At 43.0% G+C, this 25097-nt stretch carries 20 protein-coding genes; 9 read left to right on the top strand and 11 right to left on the bottom strand.

The window, feature by feature from the left end:
• Positions 1 to 68 precede the first annotated feature (68 nt).
• From CXF58_RS07840 to CXF58_RS07825, 4 genes are all read right to left on the bottom strand, one after another.
• Positions 69 to 782, bottom strand: coding sequence for a cytochrome c1 (locus CXF58_RS07840; protein ID WP_102077115.1), 714 nt, complete (start codon positions 780 to 782; stop codon positions 69 to 71).
• Entirely contained in the window at positions 782 to 2002 is a 1221-nt protein-coding gene (locus CXF58_RS07835) for a cytochrome b (RefSeq protein WP_416375575.1), read from the bottom strand. The genes CXF58_RS07840 and CXF58_RS07835 overlap by 1 nt, the downstream gene beginning before the upstream one ends.
• A 7-nt stretch (positions 2003 to 2009) precedes the next feature.
• Complete coding sequence (gene petA / locus CXF58_RS07830; RefSeq protein ID WP_068404407.1) at positions 2010 to 2594, bottom strand: ubiquinol-cytochrome c reductase iron-sulfur subunit; 585 nt, start codon at positions 2592 to 2594, stop codon at positions 2010 to 2012.
• A gap of 448 nt (positions 2595 to 3042) precedes the next feature.
• Positions 3043 to 4992, bottom strand: coding sequence for an ATP-binding cassette domain-containing protein (locus tag CXF58_RS07825; protein WP_102077113.1), 1950 nt, complete (start codon positions 4990 to 4992; stop codon positions 3043 to 3045).
• Between the two features lie 159 nt (positions 4993 to 5151).
• Here CXF58_RS07825 and CXF58_RS07820 point away from each other — a divergent pair, with 159 nt between their 5' ends.
• The 4 genes from CXF58_RS07820 (at position 5152) to CXF58_RS07805 (ending at position 9538) form a co-directional block, all read left to right on the top strand.
• Entirely contained in the window at positions 5152 to 5463 is a 312-nt protein-coding gene (locus CXF58_RS07820) for a SlyX family protein (protein WP_228706571.1), read from the top strand.
• A gap of 232 nt (positions 5464 to 5695) precedes the next feature.
• On the top strand, positions 5696 to 7090 hold the full coding sequence (locus CXF58_RS07815) for an outer membrane protein transport protein (RefSeq protein WP_102077112.1): 1395 nt from the start codon (positions 5696 to 5698) through the stop codon (positions 7088 to 7090).
• Between the two features lie 395 nt (positions 7091 to 7485).
• Positions 7486 to 8967, top strand: coding sequence for an outer membrane protein transport protein (locus tag CXF58_RS07810; protein ID WP_025651395.1), 1482 nt, complete (start codon positions 7486 to 7488; stop codon positions 8965 to 8967).
• A gap of 16 nt (positions 8968 to 8983) precedes the next feature.
• The gene (locus CXF58_RS07805) at positions 8984 to 9538 is read left to right on the top strand and encodes a surface lipoprotein assembly modifier (RefSeq protein WP_319802576.1); all 555 of its coding nucleotides are present in this window, start codon (positions 8984 to 8986) and stop codon (positions 9536 to 9538) included.
• A gap of 94 nt (positions 9539 to 9632) precedes the next feature.
• Here the strand turns inward: CXF58_RS07805 and putP are convergent, their stop codons facing one another.
• Both putP and CXF58_RS07795 read right to left on the bottom strand, forming a co-directional pair.
• Complete coding sequence (gene putP, locus CXF58_RS07800; RefSeq protein ID WP_102077111.1) at positions 9633 to 11132, bottom strand: sodium/proline symporter PutP; 1500 nt, start codon at positions 11130 to 11132, stop codon at positions 9633 to 9635.
• Between the two features lie 547 nt (positions 11133 to 11679).
• The gene (locus tag CXF58_RS07795; protein WP_068407658.1) at positions 11680 to 12552 is read right to left on the bottom strand and encodes a LysR family transcriptional regulator; all 873 of its coding nucleotides are present in this window, start codon (positions 12550 to 12552) and stop codon (positions 11680 to 11682) included.
• A gap of 380 nt (positions 12553 to 12932) precedes the next feature.
• Here CXF58_RS07795 and leuC point away from each other — a divergent pair, with 380 nt between their 5' ends.
• The 5 genes from leuC (at position 12933) to CXF58_RS07770 (ending at position 18774) form a co-directional block, all read left to right on the top strand.
• The gene (leuC, locus tag CXF58_RS07790) at positions 12933 to 14351 is read left to right on the top strand and encodes a 3-isopropylmalate dehydratase large subunit (protein ID WP_068407655.1); all 1419 of its coding nucleotides are present in this window, start codon (positions 12933 to 12935) and stop codon (positions 14349 to 14351) included.
• A 54-nt stretch (positions 14352 to 14405) separates the two neighbouring features.
• Positions 14406 to 15056, top strand: a complete 651-nt coding sequence (gene leuD, locus CXF58_RS07785) for a 3-isopropylmalate dehydratase small subunit (RefSeq protein ID WP_102077110.1) — start codon at positions 14406 to 14408, stop codon at positions 15054 to 15056.
• A gap of 157 nt (positions 15057 to 15213) precedes the next feature.
• On the top strand, positions 15214 to 15972 hold the full coding sequence (locus tag CXF58_RS07780) for a hypothetical protein (protein WP_102077109.1): 759 nt from the start codon (positions 15214 to 15216) through the stop codon (positions 15970 to 15972).
• A gap of 171 nt (positions 15973 to 16143) precedes the next feature.
• Positions 16144 to 17247 carry a 3-isopropylmalate dehydrogenase gene (gene leuB, locus CXF58_RS07775; protein ID WP_102077108.1) on the top strand — a complete coding sequence of 368 codons (1104 nt, stop codon included), beginning with the start codon at positions 16144 to 16146 and terminating at the stop codon, positions 17245 to 17247.
• A gap of 423 nt (positions 17248 to 17670) precedes the next feature.
• Complete coding sequence (locus CXF58_RS07770; RefSeq protein ID WP_102077107.1) at positions 17671 to 18774, top strand: L,D-transpeptidase family protein; 1104 nt, start codon at positions 17671 to 17673, stop codon at positions 18772 to 18774.
• 231 nt (positions 18775 to 19005) lie between these two features.
• Here the strand turns inward: CXF58_RS07770 and infA are convergent, their stop codons facing one another.
• The 5 genes from infA to CXF58_RS07745 all read right to left on the bottom strand — a co-directional run bounded on the left by infA (position 19006) and on the right by CXF58_RS07745 (position 25040).
• Positions 19006 to 19227, bottom strand: coding sequence for a translation initiation factor IF-1 (gene infA / locus CXF58_RS07765; RefSeq protein WP_021814850.1), 222 nt, complete (start codon positions 19225 to 19227; stop codon positions 19006 to 19008).
• A 142-nt stretch (positions 19228 to 19369) separates the two neighbouring features.
• Positions 19370 to 20242, bottom strand: a complete 873-nt coding sequence (truA, locus tag CXF58_RS07760) for a tRNA pseudouridine(38-40) synthase TruA (RefSeq protein WP_227678648.1) — start codon at positions 20240 to 20242, stop codon at positions 19370 to 19372.
• Positions 20243 to 20279: 37 nt separating this feature from the next.
• A complete protein-coding gene (locus tag CXF58_RS07755; RefSeq protein ID WP_228706570.1) occupies positions 20280 to 21380 on the bottom strand; it encodes an asparaginase in 1101 nt (366 codons plus the stop codon).
• 147 nt (positions 21381 to 21527) lie between these two features.
• Positions 21528 to 23195, bottom strand: coding sequence for a FimV/HubP family polar landmark protein (locus CXF58_RS07750; RefSeq protein ID WP_102077106.1), 1668 nt, complete (start codon positions 23193 to 23195; stop codon positions 21528 to 21530).
• 57 nt (positions 23196 to 23252) lie between these two features.
• Positions 23253 to 25040: a type IV pilus assembly protein FimV gene (locus CXF58_RS07745; protein WP_102077105.1), complete on the bottom strand. Its 1788-nt coding sequence runs from the start codon at positions 25038 to 25040 to the stop codon at positions 23253 to 23255.
• Positions 25041 to 25097 lie beyond the last annotated feature (57 nt).

Below are 25097 nucleotides of genomic sequence, written 5' to 3'. Positions count from 1 at the left end.
AAACATAAAAAAAGCACTACCGAAGTAGTGCTTATTTTTTAGATTAATTTTGGATCTTTATTGCTTTATTATTTTACGTCTTTCCAGAACTCTTTATTTAACAGGTAAACTGGAATGAGCAGTACTAATAAGAATAAAATCACAAAGAAACCGATTACTTGACGGTCATGACGTACCGGCTCTGCCATCCACGCCATAAAGTTAACCAAGTCACCAACTTCAGATTCAAACTCTTCTTCACTCAACGTTTCTTGCATATTATGCAACACGTGCGGCATAGCAGCGTTTGCAAGTACTAAGTTGTTCGAGCCCCAAGGACGGCTTGGATCTTCATAGAACGATAGAAGGTAAGTATAAACCCAGTCATCACCGCGTAGTCTTGTTTCAAGTGACAAGTCCGGAGGTGCCGCGCCAAACCATGATGCTTGAACGTCAGGGTCAATCTCAGCATTGATATGGTCACCGATTTCATCGGTGGTGACCATCAAATACTTTTCAACCAGCTCAGGCGGTATCTCTAAGTCTTTAGCAATGCGCGAATGACGAACATACTTTGCTGAGTGACACCCAGCGCAGTAGTTCATAAAGATTTTCGCACCGTTTTGTAGCGAACCCTTATTGGTAAAATCAATAGGGGCGGTGCTACAAGCTAAGTGTTCAACCACGCCATCAGCATTGGTAAAAGTACCACAACCACCACCTGATGCGCTTGCAGTGCCAGCAGTCAACATCAGCGCGGCGCCTAAGCCTAGACCAGCTAGGGATTTAATTAGCGTGCTCATTAGTGACCTCCGGTAACGCGTTCTGGTGGCTGTTTACACTTCTCAATAGCTGTGTAGAACGGCATCAATAAGAAAAACAAGAAATACAGAATGGTAAAGATACGTGCCAAAATCGTCGCTGTTGGCGTTGCAGGTGTCGCACCCAAGTAGCCTAATACCACAAAGCTGATAGCAAAGACAGTAAGTGCAATCTTTGACAGAATACCTTTATAACGTATCGAGCGTACAGGCGATCTATCAAGCCATGGGATTAAGAATAGGAAGGCAATCGCACCGCCCATTGCAATCACACCACCAAGCTTATTAGGAACTGCACGTAAGATGGCATAAAAAGGTGTGTAGTACCATACTGGTGCAATATGCGCAGGTGTTTTCAGTGAGTTTGCTGCTTCAAAGTTTGGTGGCTCAAGGAAGAAACCGCCGCCTTCTGGGAAGAAGAATACTACTGCAAAGAAACAGATAAAGAAGACCACAATACCAACCATGTCATGCACAGTATAGTACGGATGGAATTCGATACCGTCTAATGGTACGCCATTCTTGTCTTTTAGCTTTTTAATATCAATGCCATCAGGGTTGTTTGAACCAACGTGGTGTAGTGCTACTAAATGCATAAACACTAAGCCGACAAGGACAAGTGGAATAGCAACAACGTGCAAAGCAAAGAAGCGGTTTAGAGTGATACCTGAGATGATATAATCACCACGTACCCATTCAGCAAGACCGTCCCCAATGACAGGTAGAGCTGCAGGTAAGTTTAGAATAACCTGAGCGCCCCAGAATGACATGTTGCCCCAAGGAAGTAGGTAACCGAAGAAACCTTCTGCCATCAATGCTAGGTAAATACCCATACCGATGAGCCAAATAAGCTCACGCGGTTTTTGATATGAGCCGTATAGCAAGGCGCGGAACATATGCAAATATACGACGACGAAGAACGCAGATGCGCCCGTCGAGTGCATATAACGGATGAGCCAACCACCTTTGACATCACGCATGATATATTCAACAGACGCAAATGCCCCTTCGGCACTTGGGTTGTACATCATCGTTAGCCAAATACCAGTCACTAGCTGGTTGACCAATACCACCATTGATAACACGCCAAAGAAGTACCAAAAGTTAAAGTTCTTTGGTGCATAGTACTTTGACATGTGATATTCATAGGTTTCAGTCGCAGGAAAGCGCGCGTCCACCCAATGCATTAATTTTTTACCCATGCTCATATTAAGCCTCCCCAATCGTCAAGATAGTACCATCCATGCTGTACTCTGGGATTGGTAAGTTAAGCGGTGCAGGGACACCACTATAAACACGACCCGATAAATCGTATTTAGAGCCATGACATGGGCAGAAAAATCCACCGTACCAGTCATTACCGCCTAAATCAGCTGCGCCCACATCAGGACGGTAGTTTGGTGCGCAGCCTAAATGTGTACAGACGCCTTCTACCACCAAGACTTCTGGTGATAAAGAGCGCTCAGGGTTTTTACAATATTCTGGTTGTAGCGACTCATCTGAATCAGGGTCTGACAGTAATGGCTTCACTGATTCTAACGTAGTCAGCATCTCTTCAGTGCGCTTGACCACAAAGATAGGTTTGCCCCGATATTTGACGACAATCATCTGTCCTGCTTCGATAGAACCAATATCTTGGGTCACTGCAGCACCTGCAGCCTCGGCTTTTGCGCTCGGAGTCCAAGAACGGACAAAAGGTGTCGCCACAGCAGCTACCCCAGCTGCACCAATGACGGCAGTCGAGGCAATAAGAACTCTACGACGTTGTACGTTAACGCCTTCGGCATGGCTCATTAATACTTCCTCCAGGTGAATGAAATGGGATTATCCCACACTGGGTTTGTGGCTTAGAAAATGACAATTATCAAGCCACGTTAGCTGTGCCTAATTTTGCTAATTGTTGCTATTCTAAGCTATTTCGGTCATAAAATAAATTATTGTGTTAAAAATAAAGCAGCCTTGAGAAAGCGTACTTCAGTGTTAAACAAGATAATTAGTCTAAAACTGTTTAATTATCAACATTTAACCTACCTTAAAGTACGCTTTTTTATCAACAAGACTATTATGAATAATGACCTTATAATTAATAAGGGTATTCAGCAATAGGGAATGATACTTGAAATCAAGACAATGTTCACTAACTTTCCGCACATTACACGGTTGTAAGTGGTCGTAAGCTATTTATAACCCTTCACCATTTTCGATATAAAGGTTATGTAGTGATAAATAGCGCTAGACAATATTAACTCTCAAGCGTATGCCAGCGCTCAAGCTTAGTCATCATCTCATCTTCGATGACTAATAAACGCTCACTGGCAGCTGTAGCGGCTTCCATATCTTTCGTAAACCAAGAACCATCAGCCAGCTTTTCTTCCAGCTCCGTTTGCTCAGCTTCTAACGCAGCAATTTCTTTTGGCAAATTATCGAGTTCACGCTGTTCATTGTAGTTAAGCTTTTTGGCAGCGGTATTAGACTTTGCCGCGACCGTAGCTTTATTGTTAGCTTTGCTACTAGCAGCATTATCGTTAGACGATTTAGTTTTCTTAGCTTTCGCTTCTTCTTCACGGTTTTTTTGTACCAAGTATTCTTGATAGCCCCCGACATATTCTTTGACGATGCCATTACCATCTTCATCCGTGTCAAATACCCAAGTAGAAGTGACGACGTTGTCCATAAATGAGCGGTCATGGCTAATCAGCAAGATAGTACCGTTGAAGCTGGCAACCGACTCTTCTAATAGCTCAAGGGTGGCCATATCCAAGTCGTTGGTTGGCTCATCGAGCACTAGAATGTTAGCAGGCTTTAATAATTGCTTAGCCAATAACACACGGTTACGCTCACCACCTGATAAGGCTTTAACAGGAGTACGCGCACGCTCTGGGGCAAATAAGAAATCTTGCAGGTAGCTCATGATGTGCGTTTTGCGACCACCAACTTCGACGAAGTCAGAACCTTCTGAGACGTTTTGCGCCACGCTGGCTTCTAGATCTAACTGATCACGCAGCTGATCGAAAAAGGCAATTTGTAAATTGGTGCCAAGCTCGACCGTGCCTGTTTTAGTGACTTCATCGTCGGACATATCGAGCAGGGCTTTAATTAGCGTGGTTTTACCCGCGCCGTTGGGACCGACGATACCGATTTTGTCACCGCGCATAATCATGGTGCTAAAGTTGTCGACTAAGACGTTGCCATCATATTCCAGATGCAGGTTCTTAACTTTACAAACCAGCTTGCCGCTTTTCTCGCCTTCACCCATGGTGATATTGACGTTACCGACTTGCTCGCGGCGGCCTTTACGCTCTTCGCGCAGAGCTTTTAGCTCACGGACACGGCCTTCGTTACGGGTACGACGCGCTTTGATACCTTGGCGAATCCAAACTTCTTCTTGTGCCAATTTTTTATCAAAATTAGCATTGTTTTTTTCTTCAGCGAGTAGCTGCTGCTCTTTTAATTCTTGATAACGCGCATACCCTTTAGCGCCTTGGGTCACGTCATAGCTCGTCAATTGACCGCGATCAAGCTCAACGATACGGGTGGCAAGCTTATTGACAAATGCTCTATCGTGCGTCACGAACAATAACGTCAGACCTTGCCAGTCGAGTAAAAAGCGCTCCAACCATTCGATACTTTCAACGTCTAAATGGTTGGTTGGCTCATCGAGTAATAGCACATCAGGCTTAGTGACTAGTGCACGAGCAAGTAGCACACGGCGTTTACGACCACCAGAGAGTGAAGACAGGTCAGCTTCAGGGTCGAGTCCCATGGTCGTAATCAAACGGGTCGCATCGCGCTCTAAATCCCAGCCATGTACCGCATCGATATCATGCTGCAGGGTTGCCATATGCTCGCAAGCGTCCATATCGCCGTTGGCACACATATCGACTTGCTTGTTATAGTTAATGAGCAAATCAGCGGTACGGCGGCTACCGCCCATCACGATGTCCAAGATACGACCGCTGGTTTCAGGGACGTCTTGCTCTAGCATCGCAACACGCATGCTGCTATTGGTGATAATCTCACCGCTGTCAGGCTGCAATGAGCCGTTAATCAGTTTAAATAAGGTGGATTTACCTTCGCCATTGCGGCCAATCAAACACACACGCTCGCCCGCATTAATCGCAAAATCAATGCCGTCAAGAACAGGAGCGACGCCAAAGGCTAAGTGAATATCTTTTAAATGTATCAATGCCATAGAATATCTTAAGCTTATATAATAGTGAGGTAGGGGTTGTTGCAAAATTGCTAGCAGTATAACATGCTGCCACCTAACTGTAGTATGCGTAAATGCATTTATAAGCACTGTTTTATAACGATTGTTTTAAATGGTCATGGGTGAGATTTGACAAAGGTCATGACTACATTATCTGGTATTGAGAAAAATATGAATGAACTGAATTCGATAGATAGTAAAACTTCCAATAGTCAAGCTAAGCTGTCAGATACCCAAGCGGATTTACAAGCACAGGTTATTGAATTACAGATGAACCTGTCTCACCTTGAGGTTACCGTAGAACGGCTTGATGAGGTTATTACGCGTCAAGACAGAGATATCCAAACCTTGCAGCGACAGGTGCAGTTTATCTATAAGCAAGTCGAAAGCCAAGATGGAGAGGGCGGTGTGGCGCCGTTTGATGTTGTGGCAGATAGACCGCCACACTATTAAATGGAAAAACACCTATTACTGATAAGCCGTCTGATGAGCTGTTTATGATAAGCGTATATGTGTGTTTTTGCATAAATACACCGTACGATGACTATTGAGTCATATTAGAGAAATAATGTGTTTTTAGGTTGTCTTAATGTAAAAAAAACATTAGTATCCTTCACCTTAGACACTGTCTACCTAACAAAGTTCGGTGTAGCGGTAAAACAATGTGGATGTTTGGAGATACACAATGGGCGCAAATTTCAATCTAAAGACTCTTACGGCAGCTTTGGCTGCCCTTTCTGCAGCTAGTATCGCTAGTGCGGCAGGTCTTGATCGTTCAGGTCAAGATATCACGGCATTCTTACAAGATGGCACCTATGCCGAAACCGTTTATACCTATATCGATGCCGATGTCAGTGGCAAGGATTCGTCAGGCAATAAAATTGATGATATCGCAGAAGATTACGACTTTTTTCGTTATGGGGTAAAAGCAGATATCAATGAGACCTTTAGTATCGGTATCTTGTATGACGAGCCATTTGGCGCTGCAGCTGACTACAATGGTAAAAACGACTTTATTACCAATACAGATGCTGATGCTATCATCCAAGATTTTACAAAGATCCCTAATGTTACCGAAGCTTATGTCGATGGCGTATTGATACCACAGTTGCAAGGTGCGCTTACTCCAGGTAATCCAGGTGGTTTGACAGCTGAGCAACTACAAGCGGCTCAGGGTCAGCTAATTGGTCTGGAAGCGGCCAAAGGTTTAGCAGCAGTTGCAGGTGAAGCGACACAAGTGGAAGTACGTACAGAAAGCATTACTGGTATTCTTGGTGCTAAGTTTGGTGCTAACAAAGAGTTTCAAGCGTATGGTGGCCCAGTTGCCCAACGTGTGAGAGCAGATGTGAAGTTGCGTGGTGACGCATACAGCTCAGCAACAGGCTATACCACTCATGTTAGCAACGACCAAGACTATGGTTGGATCGCTGGTATGGCGTATAGTAAGCCTGAAATTGCCCTGAAAGCAGCATTGACCTATCGCTCTGAAATCAAACATAACGCAAAAGCGTTTGAAACTTTCCCTCTTGCTACTGCTGCTGGTGCCACTATTGGTGTACCGCTATCAACTACCAGACATACTGATATCGAAATCAATACGCCAGAGTCAGTTAACTTTGACTTTCAAACAGGTATCAATCCAACGACACTAGCGACGGCAAAAGTACGCTGGGTACCTTGGAGTGATTTTGCTATCGTACCGTCGTTATACAACGATGTGAGTAAAGTTGCGACGAAAGACGATAAAGGTCTAGCATTGGTAAGCTACGATGAGGACCAATGGCAGGTAGAGTTAGGTCTCGCTAAGCGTTTAGCACCAAAGTTTGCTGTTAGCGGTACCGTTGGCTGGGATAGTGGAGCTGGCAACCCTGTCACTTCACTTGGCCCAATTGAAGGTTATTACAGTGTCGGTCTAGGTGGTAAATATGATATCACGGAAAACTGGGCAGTGTCTGCTGGTGGTAAATACCTATGGTTCGGTGATGCTGACGGTCAAATTCCAACCAAGCAAGTTGTTAGTAAGTTTGAAGACAACGACGGCTTTGCACTTGGCGTGAAATTATCTTATCAAGCTAAGTAAACTATAAATTTCTAATATTTATATAAATTATATTTTATAGATAAAAAACGACCTTGAATGGGTCGTTTTTTTATGTTTGTAATAAAGAAAAATACAATAATCAATATCTTTTAATTTAAGAATAAAAACCTATGTTTTTCCATTTAAGTTCGCCAATAGTGTTAATTAGGAATTAATGATTGTATATTTAGCAAACTATTGTTTATTAAATTAATTTAATTTTTTGTACCGCTCAGTCATTAACAAGAAATAAAGCGTTTTAATTGTTGTTTTAATGTCAGAAAGTCATTACTATTCATTTTAGGACATCGTTTACATAATCATATATTTTGCGTAACAATGCTAAATGTTGATTATTACAACGATTAAACAACGAGGATGTTTGGAGATATACAATGCGCGCTACTTTTCATTTAAAAACTCTTGCTGTAGCGATAGCTACTCTTTCTGTAGCCAGTATGACTAACGCTGCAGGTCTTGATCGTTCAGGTCAAGATATCACTGCATTCTTACAAGATGGCACTTATGCCGAAGCTGTATATACCTATATCGACGCTGATGTTAGCGGTTATGATAATCAACGTGTTGCCACTGATGATGCCGGTTATGTCCAAGGTAGGAGTACGGGTGAAGTTGCTGAATCTTATGATTTTTTCCGTTATGGTGTAAAAACTGATATCAATGATACGTTTAGTGTCGGTGTTCTATACGATGAGCCGTTTGGTGCTGCTGCTGCTTATAGTGGAGATAATAACTTTACGGGTGCTCCAACTGCAGCAATAGATGGGCTTATTTCGCAGCAAAAGATACCAGGTATTACTAATGCTGGAAGTTTAAATGCTTATGTAGAGTCTATTCAAGATGATCTCGCCGCAGGAAGAGAAGAAGTTAGACAAGGTGAAGCGGCAATTGCAGCAAATCCTGCGCTAGAACCAGTTTTGCGTCCTCAGATTGAGGCTGGTAAAGCGCAAATTGCTGCTGGTGAAAAATTAGGAGCGCTAAATGATTATGCTATTGAGCAGCTTGCTAATACCGAAGGTACGAATGTTGAAGTGCGCTCTGAGAGTCTGACAGCTATTTTAGGAGCTAAGTTCGGTGCTAATAAAGAGTTCCAAATTTATGGCGGCCCAGTCGCTCAGCGTATTAAGGCAGATGTAAGATTGCGTGGTAGTGCATATGGTCCTGCGACAAATTATACTTCTCATGTTAGTCCTGATCAGGATTATGGTTGGTTGGCAGGTGTATCGTATAGTAAACCAGAAATTGCCCTAAAAGCTGCTTTGACATATAGATCTGAAATTGACCATAGTATGAATATTTATGAAAGCTATCCTATTGCTCCTATTGCAAGTGGTGGCAAGCTTCCTTCGACTCAAACTACTAACATGGAGATTACTACTCCAAAATCAGTAAACTTTGATTTCCAAACTGGTATTAACCCAACGATGTTAGCCACTGCAAAAGTACGTTGGGTACCGTGGGGTGATTTTAAAATTACGCCGCCTTTATATAATGAAGTCAGTAAAGGAAGCTACGGTCCTGACGGTTTAAACTTAGTCGATTATGACGATGACCAATGGCAAGTAGAGCTTGGTCTTGCCAAACGTTTAGCACCAGCCTTAGCGGTTAGCGGAACCGTTGGTTGGGATAGTGGTTCAGGTGATCCAACAACGTCATTAGGACCAATCGATGGCTATTATAGCGTCGGTCTTGGCGCTAAATACAACGTTACTCCTGAGTGGGCGATATCAGCAGGCGGTAAATACTTATGGTTCGGCGATGCTAAAGGACAATTACCTACTAAGCAGATCGTAGGTGACTTCCAAGACAATGACGGCTATATCCTTGGTATGAAATTGTCTTATCAAGGAAAATAAGAATTTATTGTAAGTCATTAAAGCATTAACAGAAAAGCGATCCAGTTGGGTCGCTTTTTTTATTGTCTCCAAAGAAACCTTTGAGGATGACAGCAATTCAAACCGTGAAACAGATGGTCAGTTCTTAGGCTTAAATGCTTTTTATATTAAAGACGCGAAAGAGTACTTTTATGGCGGTGTAGGCACTTATCAGAACGATGTTCCTAAATCGAATATCATTAGCTACGATCGTAGTTCAGTAAATGTTGGTTGGAGCCGTGAGTGGAAACGCGGTCTTTCCACACTTGCGACAGTAGGCTATGGTATAAAAAAATATGATGATCCTGCCGATGCATATCCCGCAGGAAGCGGCGCATGGAAAGGCTATTATAATGCCGTAGGCGGCGTGCCCGGCTCGACCAGAGAAGACAAAACTGCCTCATTGGGCTTGCAAGTATGGAAGCGAGATTTTACGTTACTAGGACTCACGCCACGTTTGGTGTTTGATTATGAAACCACATCGAGCAATTTTGCTTACTATGATGACCGAGATGAAAAATCAGCGACAGTATTACTAACCAAAACTTTCTAATAAGATATAAAACGTTGATACTAAAAGACCTCGCTACGATTAGCGAGGTCTTTTTATTAACAGCATTATTAACAGAACCGTAAACAATAATGGCTTATTTATCTAAGTTCATTTCCATCTCTTTATACTTAGCAGATACTGACGGTCTTGGACCACCAGTCATGATACTGACAGCAAAGATAGCGATGGTACTTAAGATAAAGCCTGGAACGATAGCGTATAACCAATTGTTTAGTGCGACGCCATTCATCTCGAACGGGCCATAGACCCACAGGATAACAGTCAATGCACCAACTACCATGCCAGCGACAGCGCCATTGCGGTTCATGCCGCGCCATGTCAGACTGAAAATAACCAAAGGCCCGAATGCGGCACCAAATCCTGCCCAAGCATTAGAAACTAAGTTCAATACAGAGCTTTCTGGATTAGACGCCAGCAAAATAGCAACAACGGCAACCACAATAACTGAGATACGGCCGACTAATACTTGACGCGCCTCTGGAGCGTCTCTATCAAAGAAAAGCTTATAGACGTCTTTGGTCAATGAGCTTGATACCACGAGTAGTTGTGATGATATGGTACTCATAATTGCGGCTAAAATGGCCGCTAATAAGAAACCTGAAACAAGTGGGTGGAACAAAAATTGCGTGAATACCAAAAAGATGGTTTCAGGGTCATCTAGCGTCATTGCCGTTTTTTGTACGTAGGCGCGGCCCGCGATACCCGTAACACAAGCACCGATCAGGCTGATAATCATCCAGCTCATACCAATATTACGCGCCGTTGGTACATCTTTCACTGAGCGAATCGCCATAAAGCGTACGATAATATGCGGCTGACCAAAATAACCAAGGCCCCAAGCGAGTAAGGAGATAATACCTAAAGCTGTCATGCCACTTGTGATATCGAGCATGCTTGGATCGATGGCTCTGATAGCATTGGTCGTTGCGCTTACGCCACCAAGGTCAGTCAAAGCAACGATAGGGACAATTACCATAGCAAAGAGCATGATAATACCTTGCACAAAGTCGGTCATTGATACAGCTAGGAAACCACCAAATAGCGTATAAGCGACGACGACGCCAGCGGTCACCCACAGACCTGTACTGTAAGAGAGATTGAGCGAGCTTTCAAAGAGCTTACCGCCACCGACCAAACTTGCGGCGGTATAGACGGTAAAGAATAAGATAATTACCACGGCTGAAATGACGCGCAGTAAATGCGATTTGTCCTCAAAGCGGTTGGCAAAGTAATCGGGTAGAGTGATGGCGTTGTCAGCGACTTCGGTATAAACGCGAAGACGCGGTGCCACGATAATGTAGTTTAAAAAAGCACCCAAGGTCAAACCGATGGCAATCCAAGCACTGACCACACCGTCAGCATACATGGCACCTGGCAGGCCAAGGAGCAACCAACCTGACATATCCGATGCGCCTGCTGATAAAGCGGTCACGGCGGGACCTAGGCTACGACCACCGAGCATATAGCCTTCAGTATCATTGGCTTGCTTAAAATAAGCATACACGCCAATCCCAATCATCACTAAGAAATAGGCGCCAAGTGATATCAGCACACCACTAGAAACTCCGTTCATATAAACTGTCCTTAACCAACATAGTTGGCTGTCATTATTTTTAATGAGAAAAATTGAGTCTTATAAGACGCTGCTTAAAAAACCCTATCTCAACGTATCTCAAGATAAAAAATCTAAAGACGAAAAAAGCCATTAAGTAGGACATAATGGCTTTTATTCAAAATCTGCTGTTAGTTTTATATGATTGGTGTGGTTGTGGGTTGATACCTACAAAGTCGTAATGAAATGCAAACGGCAAACTTGTATCGCAATCTTATCTTCTCACTCGCATCAAATCATCGTTTATAAATATCAGCCGCTTATATAACCAATCATTTAAAACCATCAAACCTACTGCTTACTATCATATATTACTAGAAGTCTTCAATATATGATTATCAGTGAGGTTAAGGTAAAATTATGTTATCTAAACAACGTCAGACGTATTATAACGTATGAGTCACACAAATGCGAACGCGCCTATTTATCGAATAAATATCTTTTTATCGAATAAATACCTTGATTAGCGAATAATTTAAAATCGCTTGCCAATGATTGAATAGATGGTTTAGTCAATCGGAGCAAGCAAATCTAGTAAAGCCGTTACGCTACTAGATTGGGTGAGTTTTGGATTAATGACCACGCCCAAATAGCGCTGCAATTCGATATTATCGGCCATATCGATACGTTCTAAATCTTGACTGATCATGGTTTGCGGCAGTACCGACCAGCCAAGTCCCACAGATACCAACATCCGAATAGATTCTAATGGGTTGGTGCTCATAGTGGCATAAGGTTTTAGATTGTGTTTGGCAAATTCCGCTAAGGTGATTTGGCTAGTAAAGGTATTGGCAGACGGTAAGATAGCAGGGTAGCGCGCCAATTGCTCGAGCGTCACATTGGACTTGGTCGCCAAAGGTGATAACGTACCGGTCATAAAGTAAAGCGGATCTGACCACAAGGTATGATAGGTTAAGCGTTTATCATAGACGGGTGGCAAGGTTAAAAATGCGAGTGACAAATCGCCATCGAGCACCGCTTTATGAGCGGTTTCTGAATCGACAAAATGCACTTCTAGCTGCACGGCAGGATAAGCTTGGATAAAATGCTTGAGTACTGGGGCTAAGTGGTGCAAGCCAATATGGTGGCTGGTGCCGATAACAAGTTTGCCCGAGACAATATGCTGCGAGTGCTGGAGATTGATTTTAAAGTTTTCATAATCTTCAAGCCAGCGTTTGGCATGAGGCAACATCTCACTGGCCGCTTGCGTTGGAACAATACCGCGCCCGACTGTATCAAATAGGGTGATGTTAAATTCGTCTTCTAAGTTTTTAATACGTTTACTGACCGCAGGCTGAGTGATAAACAGCTTTTCTGCGGCACCTGAAATGCTGCCTGTTTGCATAACCGTGACGAATGTCGTCAAATTTGTGGTATTCACACCGATGTCCTTAGCTAGTAGCGAGCTATAATTAAAAGTTGGCTGGCCTAATCAAAATGAATTAGAAATAAAAGTTTGTGACTATGTAAAAATCATCAATTATTATTATAGGATTAGCCTGCTATAATCACAAGACATCAAGACGTATTGTGACATATTTATTCTGTTAAGCGCATTTTTGACAGCGTATTGCTTGTTTTACCAAGCTTGTAGCACTATAAATAGTCATTATTATAAAATATTTGCCTTTATAAAATCTCTGGTTAATTAAATATTAGATGTAAACAGCAACTTAAAGTGCGCCAGCAAATAGATTAAGTCATACCTTCATTAGTAAAGTAATAAGCCATTTAGTCATTAGTAAATAAAAGGATAGCAACATGGCCGGTCAAACGTTATATGACAAACTTTGGAATGCTCACGAAGTCAGCAAGCGTGACGATGGTTCGAGCCTGATTTATATCGACCGCCATTTGCTGCACGAAGTGACAAGTCCGCAAGCCTTTGAAGGTTTAGAGCTTGCCAACCGAGAGCCATGGCGTCTGTCGGCTAATATCGCAAGCCCCGACCACAACGTGCCAACAGTGACCAAAGAGCGCTTAGAGGGTGTGTCTGGTATTAAAGACAAAGTATCGCGTCTGCAAGTGCTGACCTTGGATGAGAACTGTAGCAAGTTTGATATTGCTGAATTCACCATTAATGATGCGCGTCAAGGTATTTTGCACGTGGTCGGTCCTGAGCAAGGTTTGGTCTTGCCTGGTATGACGGTGGTTTGTGGTGATTCGCATACCGCTACTCATGGCGCCCTTGGCTGCTTAGCGCATGGTATTGGCACCTCAGAAGTTGAGCATGTACTAGCCACCCAGTGTTTGATTCAAAAGAAATCAAAAAACATGCAAATCCGAGTCACCGGTAAGCTTGGCGCTGGCGTGACCTCAAAAGATGTGGTACTTGCTATCATTGCCAAAATTGGCACGGCTGGCGGCACAGGGTACGCCATTGAGTTTGCAGGGCAAGTATTTGAAGACATGAGCATGGAAGGTCGTATGACCGTCTGTAACATGGCAATTGAAGCGGGTGCACGCGTCGGCATGGTGGCGGTCGATGATACGACGATTGACTATGTCAAAGGTCGTCCTTATGCGCCAACCGAGGAGCAGTGGGAGCAAGCCGAAGCTTATTGGCGCACCCTGTATTCAGATAATGATGCGGTATTTGATAGCGTGATTGAGTTGGATGGTAGTGAGATAGCGCCGCAGGTTTCTTGGGGCACTTCACCTGAGATGGTTGTGGATATTACCCAGTCGGTGCCAACGCCTGACCAAGCGGCTGATGAAGCGCAAGAAGAAGGTTGGTTACGCGCTTATACTTATATGGGTTTAGACGCTGGGCAAAAAATTACTGATATTCAGCTTGATCGTATTTTTATTGGCTCATGCACCAACTCACGTATCGAAGATTTACGGGATGCCGCAGCAGTGATTAAAGGCCGTAAGGTTGCTGATAATATTAAAGAAGCGATCGTGGTAGCAGGTTCTGGGCAAGTGAAATTGCAGGCAGAAGCAGAAGGTTTGGATGCCTTATTTACAGATGCAGGTTTTGAATGGCGCGAGCCAGGCTGCTCTATGTGTTTGGCGATGAATGCCGATAAGCTAGAGCCCGGGGAGCATTGTGCCTCAACCTCTAACCGTAACTTTGAGGGTCGTCAGGGGAATGGCGGTCGTACGCATTTGGTCAGCCCAGCGATGGCAGCAGCAGCAGCATTGGCAGGTCACTTTGTCGATGTGCGCACGTTTTAACTTTTGATTCTGTGCTTTATTTATCAATAATAAATATATTTGATAGGAAATCTTATGCAAGCTTATAACACCCAAACGGGTATCGTTTGTCCGCTCGATCGCGCAAACGTCGATACCGACCAAATTATCGCCAAACAGTTTTTAAAGTCTATTAAACGTACCGGTTTTGGCGTCAATCTATTTGACGACTGGCGTTATCTTGACGAAGGCTATCCGGGTCAAGACAGTAGCACTCGCGTGATTAATCCAGATTTCGTCCTAAATCAGCCGCGTTATCAAGGTGCAACCATTTTGCTGGCACGTAGAAACTTTGGCTGTGGCTCAAGCCGTGAGCATGCGCCTTGGGCACTTTCAGAATATGGCTTTCGCACGATTATTGCACCAAGTTTTGCCGATATTTTTTATAACAACTGCTTTAAAAACGGCATGCTCCCAATCGTTTTAGATGAAGCCATTGTCGATACTTTGATGAAAGCGACGCTCGCCAATGAAGGCTATGAATTAACTGCCGATCTTGAGCGCCAAGTGGTCATCACCCCAACCGGAGAAAAGTACGCTTTTGAGGTCGATGAGTTTCGTAAGCATTGTTTGCTCAATGGTCTTGACGATATCGGGCTGACTTTGCAGCAAAGCGATGCTATCAAAGAATATGAGCATAAGATGATGCAAAAAACACCTTGGATATTCAATGAGGTTAGAGCTTAGTCTTTGATAAAAACGCTTCATATGAACATTTTAATCGACATAAAAAAGAGCTCAGCGCTAATACAGCGTTGAGTTATGGGCATTAAGTGGCTAAAATGAATGGCAATCTATTTTTTACCTTATTGTATTTTCTTCCTTATAAATAGTAGACGCCATTATGAATAAAACACGTTTTGCTGTATGGACAGGCACGGCTCTTGCCGCAAGCTTATTATTATCTGGCTGTCAATTGTTGACGGGCTATCAGCAGATAGACTCGGCAGAGAATGCCAAAGCGTGGACAGGCAAAATAAAACCCGTCGCTGGTGAAGTAAATATCGCCTGCGTGGGAACGTATCATTGTGAAATAGCGCGCATTGATCAGACACGCATTATAAGCAGTGAGACTCATGAGCCGATCAATCCCACTATGCTAGTCAAGACACAAGAGGCAAATGGCAAAAGTCGTGCCGGCAATAAGCAGGTCTCCGTGCCCATTGCGATGGATATGACACCGCTGAGCCATAAAAACGCCATTAAAATTGTTCCCTTAACTGCGTCTGCTATGCCTGGGCTTACCAATTATTATGCGCGAGTCACACCTGCGAAGCGCGAAGTGCAGATTAATTTTTATCCAGAAAATAATTTGGGCTACGTTGAGCGTTTTGCGATGATTCACGACTTTATGGAAGAAGGTACGTATCAGCTGCGTGCTTACCAAAAAAAATCTGGCGCAAATTCAGGTAGCTTGTTAGAAACGGCTTCTCCAGAGCCATTGTGTGTCGATCTTTATCAAGGCAACAGCGTAAAGCGCCGTTTTTGTAAAGAGATGGGGGCTGAGCACCAAGGAGAGTTTGTAGAAACTCGTGTGGTTAAGGCAGCGCCCGCTCAAACGCCATCAGCAGCGAAAAATAAAGTGAAAACCAAAGCTGGATAGATAAAGTTAGATACAAGTAATTATTAAATATTGACGATAGACCCTGACTTCTTGCGCAGCCCATTGCCCAAGAAGTCGTTTTTTAACAGGCTATATAAGCCTGCTAGCAATACTATAACTAGCAATACCATAAACAACAACTTACTTCCCCATTTACCCACAAGGATTAATATGGCAACGATTTTAACATTAGCAGGCGATGGCATCGGCCCTGAAATCATGACTCAAGCCATTGATGTGCTAAATGCTGTCAATGATAAGTTCGCTTTAGGTTTGACCCTAGAATCTGGATTAATTGGCGGTGTGGCGGTTGATGCAACGGGTGAACCGCTACCAGAAGAAACGCTTCAACGTGCGCGCGCAGCAGATGCTGTGTTACTAGGTGCTGTGGGTGGTCCTAAATGGGATGCTATCGAACGTAGCAAACGTCCTGAACGTGGTCTGCTGAAAATTCGTAGCGAGCTTGGTTTGTTTGCCAATCTGCGTGTGGCTAAACTTTATCCGCAGCTTGCTAATGCTTCAAGCATCAAGCCTGAAATTATCTCAGGTTTGGACTTGTTAATCGTTCGAGAATTGACTGGCGGTATTTATTTTGGTGAGCCGCGCGGTATTCGTACCCTAGAAAATGGCGAGCAGCAAGGCTATAACACCATGGTTTATAGCACCAGTGAAATTCAGCGTATCGGTAAAGTTGCTTTTGAGTTGGCAAAAACCCGCGCACAAGCAGCCGGTACGCCCGCCAAGGTTTGCTCAATCGATAAAGCCAATGTCTTAGAAGTCACCGAGCTGTGGAAGCAGACGATGATTGAGATGCAGGAAGCGGATTATAATGACGTAGCGTTATCGCATATGTACGCGGACAATGCTTGTATGCAGCTGATTAAAGATCCTAAACAGTTTGATGTCATGGTCACGGGCAACATGTTTGGTGATATTTTATCTGATGAAGCAGCCATGCTGACCGGCTCTATCGGCATGCTGCCATCGGCGAGCCTTGATGAGGCAGGTAAAGGTATGTATGAGCCTTGCCATGGTTCAGCGCCTGATATCGCCGGTCAAGATAAAGCCAATCCATTGGCGACTATTTTATCGGTGGCGATGATGCTGCGTTATACCTTTAAACAAGAAACCGCGGCACAAGCGATTGAGCAAGCGGTCAGTGAAGTGCTTGACGATGGCTTACGTACCATTGATATTCTCGATCGTAGTGAGACGGGGCTTAAACAAGTAGGCTGTAAAGAGATGGGGCAGGCGGTTTTGGCAAAATTGGCCTAATGAATACCGCTTTAATAGAAGCTGATATTTCTACATCCTAATTAGTTCTAAATCATAAGAGTAATATCCCCATAATTTGCTAAGCAAGTTATGGGTTTTTTTATGCCTATACGGCGCATTTATGGAAGGTAACACACTTACTCAAATAGTCGCAAAAAAAGCCTTTTTTTAACACAGCTACCGCAGGATATAGGTTTAATTAACACAAAGCTGTTATATCCTCACACGCCGATCTGTCACTATAAATAGCTCATTAGCCTATTAAAGTAGAGATTGTTTATCTGCACTATTTTTGTCTGACATCATAATAATTTAAAAACCATTAAGCTCTAAATAAAATATTTATAAACAAAGGGTCTTGATAGGCAATTTTTCATTAAATTCTAATAAGAACAATACCAATAAAAATTCTAGGAGTTTTACATGTATCAAGTAACAAAAATTACTAGCGCATTAGCAGCACTGGGTTTATCGGCGGCTTTAGTGATGAGTCCAAGCTTTGCTGCCACTGACCATACTAAAACTGACAATAATAAAGATATTAGCCCAGTAACCAACGGCGTCAGTCAAAAAGTTGCCAGTAATAGTAAAGCAGCGACGTCATTAAATAAGTACTTACCAACGATTAAATATACAACTGAAAATCTGCCAGTGCAGGCGCAAAAGGTAAATAGTGCTACTTGGAAACAAGGAATGAAGAGAGATCGTGATACTACTACCAAGCTGCAAGCTCTATTAAACTGGAACCAAAATGGCGTAGGTGCAGTTGATGGATATTGGGGTAAGAACACCATCAAAGCCATGCAAGCGTTTCAAAAAGCCAATGGCTTGACGGTAACGGATACTTTAAATAACGAGACTTGGCAAGCATTGACTAAAAATGAAAAGCTAACGACGCAGCCAGTATTGGTTCGTTATCAGCTGAGCGAAGATGACGTTAATATCAAAACCACCACCATTCCCGCTGGCGCAGAAGCCAAAGCCAAGCTCGATGGCATGTATTATGAAAGCGTAACGGAAGGCTTAGCAGAAAAGTTCCATATGAGCGAAAAATATCTTAAAGCGCTCAATCCTAATGCTAAATTCAGCGCCGGCGAAACCATTACTGTTTATAACCCGGGCAATCCAAATACCAAATCTGTGAGCCGTGTCGTTGCTGATAAAGCAACCGAAACGTTATATGCTTATGACGATAAAGACAACTTAATTGCTAGCTATCCGACTACTGTAGGCAGTACTGCAACGCCCTCACCAACAGGTACGCATACGGTAGAAGTAAAAGTGCATGAGCCTAACTATACCTATACGGGTGACGATGGCAGTAAGTCTATCATTCCGCCAGGCCCAAACAATCCGGTCGGTTTGGTATGGATAGGGCTGAGTAAGCCTTCTTACGGTATTCATGGCTCGCCAGATCCTGCGCGTATTAGCCGTCAAGCATCGGCTGGCTGTATCCGCCTGACTAACTGGGATGCTTTAGCTCTGTTAGGTGTGATTCAAGATGGTGCCACGGTCGAGTTTAAATAAGAAGTTGTTATGTATAGAATAATTAGACTTTGAAGCCTACTCCTTAAAATGAAGACAAAAAAATACCGCTACAATAGCGGTATTTTTTTATGGTAAAAGCAAAAAACTGATATTAGAACACTAAAATTCGCTAGGTAATAATGAGTAGGTTAGCAATGTCATTATTATTATCAGTTAAACCACTCAAGCATTTACATCAATGCAGTTATAACCATTTTAGGTAATAAAATTTTAGTTTTTACCACGGTAAGTAATGCGACCTTTTGATAAGTCGTAAGGCGTCATCTCAACCTTAACTTTATCGCCAGTTAAAATGCGAATATAGTGTTTACGCATCTTACCTGAAATGTGCGCAATGATTTCGTGTCCGTTTTCTAGGCGAACTTTAAATAACGTATTTGGAAGGGTGTCGATGACTTCACCTTCAAATTCAATAATATCGTCTTTTGCCATAATTTTTTATCTATCAATCAATTAAAAATAAGACCATATTATACGCAAGTTAGCGGATTAAAGCAATACAGAACCTGATTTTTACTTGACAGCTTGTAAGTGATATGTATGTCCGCTTGTGCTAATAAAGCTCGCTCATTATTTAATCAGGCAGGTTAAGCCAAACAGGCGTCAAAGGCGCGTTTGGCAATAACTGTTGAAAGCGCTCAGGATAGTAGGCATTGATAAAGTACAGGCCGTCACCTGAAGCGGTTGGCGGTGCAATGCTACGGTCTTTTTTGGCTAAAATATCTAAAAAGGCGGCTGGCGGCAACTCATGTCGGCCGATAGCGTAGAGGGTGCCCATCAGATTGCGCACCATATGATGTAAAAACCCATCCGCTTGAATATCAAAAACGATAAACTGCCCATGCGCAAATAGTCTGGCGTGACTGACATGGCGAATAGGCTGATTAGATTGACAAGCGGCAGCGCGGTAGCTACTAAAATCATGAGTACCGGCAATATCAGCCGCCGCTAATTGCATCGCCGCTAAATCTAGCGGCTCATAAATATGAGTCACTTGATGGTTTAAAATAGCAGGGCGCTGGGCTTGATTAAGAGTGATATAGCGATAACGGCGGGCAATCGCGCCAAAGCGCGCATGAAAGTCAGCGGGCATCGGTTGAATCCAGCGCAGAGCAATATCATCGGGTAATAAGCTATTGATGCCGCGTAGCCAGTTATGGGTAGGACGATAAGCATGAGTGACAAAATGCGCAATCATATTGCTGGCATGGACGCTTGAATCCGTACGCCCCGCTGCCACTACTTCTACTGGCTCATTGGCGACCTTGCTGATAGCGGTTTCTAACGCTTCTTGGACGCCAAGCACTTCTCGTTGTCGTTGCCAACCGTGATAATTTGTGCCTAAAAACTCGATGGCAATGGCTAAGGTATAAGTTGCTCGGTTTTCAGTTGCGGTTTCAGTTTTAATGTTGTCATTTTTGATATTTTCTGTCTCAGGTATTGTCATGTTAAAGCTTATAGAGTGATAAACAGTGAATAGTTATTTAGCGTTTTTTGATAGTAGTACCGGCCTGATTGACATTATTTAACCAACGCTGACGCCGTCTGGCCGGGGTATCATAACGCACCAATAGCCATAGCAAGCGCGCATAAATCGCGGGAATGGTTAAGCGGCCGCCGGCAATCACGTGATAATCGTATTGCCAACTGCCCGCCGCATAAGTGTCACTAACGCCGCCAAACGGGCATTGACTGGCACATATCAGCATGTGACCTTTTTCATAAGCCAGTTGCAATGTTTCTGCTAAAGCTGGCGAGTAAGGTACATTGCCAGCGCCAAAACCTAATAAAATAATGCCACAAGGCGGCTGTGATAATAAGGCGCGCAGCTGATTGTTTAAAACGTCCGTATCATTTGGCAAACAATATAAAGCGTGAACGCGTGCTTGCTCCGCCCGAGCTTCGATAGTGCTGAGCAGTGCTTGCTGGTCATCTAGCCAATGCTGGCGGCGGGTATCTGATAAGCTTTTGATATAACTATTGGCCGGATATGCCGCTCGTGAGTGACCGGTAAACGCCATAAAATCATGACTATGTATCTTTTGCACGGTTTGGGCAGGCCATGATTCGCCGCCAAAGCTAATCTTCACACCTGATTCACCAGCTGCCGCCAGTTTTAATGCGTCAGTGAGGTTGTCCCAAGCGTCGCTATGGGTATCAATCGTATGAGCATCTAGCACATCACTATCGAGTAAGGGGCGCATGCTACCCGTAACGACAACGCAAATATCGCTGCCAGCAAAAGCCTCAGCCAAAAAAGCCCCTAAGTAACTCAAGGTGTCTGTACCGGTAATTAAAACAAAGCGTTTATGGCTTTGTGCATAAGCCGATAACAACAGCTGATAAAAATGAATAAAATCGTGAGGGGTAAGTTGGCTGCTGTCCTTAATCAGACCGTTATTTAACCAAGATACGGGCGCTAGGTGCGTAGCTGCACTGTGTTCAGCCAATAATTGTTGCAGCGTTGGCAAAAAAATATCTGCTGGTAATGGCGCTAATGGACGTCCATAACTGCCAAAAGTGCCGCCAGCGTAAATGAGTTGAGTAGGTGTGGAGAGTGTTCTTTTCATAGCAGAAGAGGGCATAGTATGGCCACAATCAGAGAGTATTGGAAAAGGTGATGATAATACGAGTAATTTAGCACGTTAAATAGTAGAAAAGCTAACTGCAAAAAAATCAGCAAGTATTCTTATGCTAATAGAATACTTGCTGATGGAAGAAAATGCTACTTTTTATGCAGTGCGATCTAGGAGTGCTTGCGCTTGACTCTGCTGCTCGCTATTACCTTGGTTAATGACCTCAATCAGTAAACGTTTGGCACTATCATATTCGCCCAATTGCACATATTGACTGGCTAAGTCTAAGGTGACTTGATTGCTGTCTAAGGTTTTAACAAAATCAAAGTCCGCGGCAAAACGTGATGAAAAGTCCTCTGTGGCTTCAATCTCAGTCTCAATAGTAGCGTTATCTAGCGTATCAGTGCTATTGATATCACTACTGACATCATAATCGTTTTCAACTTCAACCGGTGTCGTCGCTGTTGGTGCAGCGGATAAAGACTCGAAGTCAAAATCATCATCAATCAAAGTATTGTCATCGAACCTGTCAGTAGTTGGCGCGTTACTTGAGGCTGCTGTCGCATTCGTTTGTAGGTCAGTCGTATCCACATCTTCGAAACTAATCTCGTCGATGACATTGCTTTCCAAAACACGGTTATTCTCTGATGGATGGTCTTCAAGAACAAAGTTGTCAAATTCATCTAAATCATTCAAGCTATCATCAATAACAGCAGAATTTTCATCTGATGATGATTGTACTTCAACTGGTGTGTCGTTATTATCATCTAAAATATCAAGAGATAAAGCAAAATCATCTTCTAATGAGCTGACGTCTGTCATAGACTCATTATTAAGATTCACATTAGCTTCGCTTGTATCAAGCTCTAAGTCTGCTAAGTCTAAGACAAAATCTTCATCATTTAATGTTATTTCATCATCAGCGTTGTTTAAATCATTTTTAGACAAAGAAGTATTAGTTTCCGACGCAGTATTATCCTGTTCTGCTAAGTCGAAGTCAAAATCCAGCTCACTATCGCTATTGTTGTCATTTGCGCCGCTGACCGTCGATGTTGATAAGCTTTCCTCATCGGCAATATCTAGCTCAATGACAGGTGCGGCACTAGTAGCAGCTGGCTCATCAATATCTTGTTCTAAGTCATCTAAACTTAGGTCAAAATCTTGCGCGCTATTATCAAAATCATTAGAAGTTTCTAATGTACTATCTGATCTAGCGGTTAAATCGTTTTTATATTCTTGACGATTAGCTGCTTGTTCGTTAATACTGGGATCAATGGTTGGCTCGTTATTCTCGATTTTGTTCGCTGGTAAATCAAAATCGATACTTTCAAAGCCAGCGTCTTGATTGTTATCAGCTGGCAACGCACGTTCGGCTGCTTGATTTTGTTCTTCAGTCAGCAATGCTTTTAAGTCATCAGCCTGAGCGATACTTTGGGCATCACCATACATTTTAATAGAATCATAGACTCTGCTAAAGTTATCAGACTCATCTATCGTTGCGTATACTGCTAGTAGTTTAAGAGTTAACTGGCTATCATTTGGTTTTTCAGCGAGACCACGATTGAGAGTTTCAATGGCTTTATCATAGCGCTGTTGCTCCATAAAACGCTGTGCTATCTCAATATGATCAAATCGCTTATCACTATTGACATTAGCTTGAGTAGCGGCACCTTTGATAGCGGTATGTTTTGGTAAAGTCGCTGTTCTGTCTGCTTTTATGCTTGACTGTGCTGGTGGTTTTTGCGCTTTGTTTTTGCGCATGACTAAGACTGCTATTAGTACAATACATACCAATCCAGCGATAATATATAGCATATTGTCCATAGTTACTCCTATACCTACGATCATGGTTTCAGCATACGACACTGATCGGCTAGGCAATTATTGATTGCGTAATTTTTCGAGACGAGCTTGTAGCTCCGCCAGTTTTTGGTTTTGTAATTGCAGTTTTTTAGTATAGCTGCCAAGCGTATTGTTGGTCTTTGATAAACGCTGCGCTTGGTCTGCGGTACTTTGTCTTGATGACTTAAGAATATCTAACACATCTGTACTAAGCCCATTACCCGCTGCCACGCCTTTTTTAGTTTTAGTGCCATCGGCGCTACCCTCATAACCAGGAGCGAGCACGGAAAACTGGGCGGCTGGTAATATCTGCGTTTTTTTGGTTACGGGTTTCTCATTTGCTGCTTTAGGGGCAGGTTTTAGCGCAGCAGATTTTTTGGTAGTAGGTGTATTTGCTTGGCTAGGATACTGCTTTTGAGTACTAATGGCTTCTTGCAACTTCTTCTGTGTTGGCATCACGTCATAATTAGGCAGACTTAACTCGGCATTAGCTTTTAGTTGATCGGCGTTTTTATTAATAAAAGCTTTCGGATTTTGTGCTTGAATCTCACTCATCACGGTTTGAACGTCAAGATTGTTTTTTTCTGCGATTTGCTGGGCAATAACCCATAAGTTATCGTTGCGTTGTACCGTATAGGTAATCTTGGAGTTATTATCATTATTCGCTGCGGTATTTACTAAGCCTAAAAAGCCCGTTTTTATAGAAGGCTCAGTTGTCAGGATATTAGGTTTTGATGCGATTTGGTTTGTGGAAGCATTACTATAAGAAACTTCGCTAGACGGTGCCCTGTTTAAAGGCGCGTTCATAATAGTGTTATTGTCAGCATTGCTTTGAGCAGTTATTCTATTGCTATAAGGCGCTACTGTAGTAGATGCAGTGACCATGACGGCATTATTACTAATATCGTTGTTTTTATTATTCTTAAGCTGTATTTGACGAGTAATTTTTACATTTAGAATATCAAAGATTTGCTCACTCATTGGCGCAGTTTTATTTTTGTCTAAAGCACCAGTTGGGTTTGGCGTAGTGTTTGTCTGCATAGTTGCATTTTTATTTATATGGGCTTTATTTATATCGGTATTATTATTCAAACGATTGACAGGAGAAGTCGTTGCGTTATTTTGCGTCATCGTTCTGACTGGCGATAAACTGGTTGCTGTAAGCGCCTGAATATTACTAACTTGAGATGCCGAGGCTTGGCTACTCGGTAGTTGAATGCTAAGGGCAGAGGTTTCTATAGTTACTGGCTTTGAAGCTAGCAATTGAGTGGGTGGAGTCTGAGAGACAGGTAATAATGGAGGCGGATTGCCTTTTCTCACTGTTAACGGTTGCGCGTTAGTAGGAGAAACAGTCGGTAGATTAAGTTTGTTTGCTGCTGTCACACTATTTTTTGAAGGATTGATGGGCAAACTGCCATCAAGTGGCATAAGCAATGTCTTAGGGATAACGCTACGCTGCGCCCCATCATTAATCGCTAAAACCACATCAGCAAAAGGTTGAGAGACAGGTTTTGTGGTCGTAATAAAGACATGCCCACTGGTGGCTGAAGTAGGCTGAAAACGAACCGTCATTGAATCAGTAGGAGACAAACCCATTTGCTGATAAAGGGTAGGGTCAGCTAAACTCGCGGAGAAATCAGGGGTTTGAATGTCAGTAACAACAATACTGGCTGATAAAGGTTCATGCTGAGCTGAGGTAATGATAGTCTTACCCATGGTAGCCGCTTGGGCATTAGACATAAGTGCGGCACAACTGACCGAATAAAGCAGCGCCATTGATACTGAGCGATGTATCGTAGTCAAGCGATGAGATAAATGACAAGACATGTGCAGCCCTTTAAAAATAAGTATCAACTATGTTGTTATAACAAAATAGCGTTTAGG

Origin of the sequence: Psychrobacter sp. Sarcosine-02u-2 (assembly GCF_002836335.1) — a bacterium.
GTDB classification, from domain to species: Bacteria; Pseudomonadota; Gammaproteobacteria; order Pseudomonadales; family Moraxellaceae; genus Psychrobacter; species Psychrobacter faecalis.
Note: the sequence above shows the minus strand (reverse complement) of the source record. Positions and strands in the feature narration are given on the sequence as shown.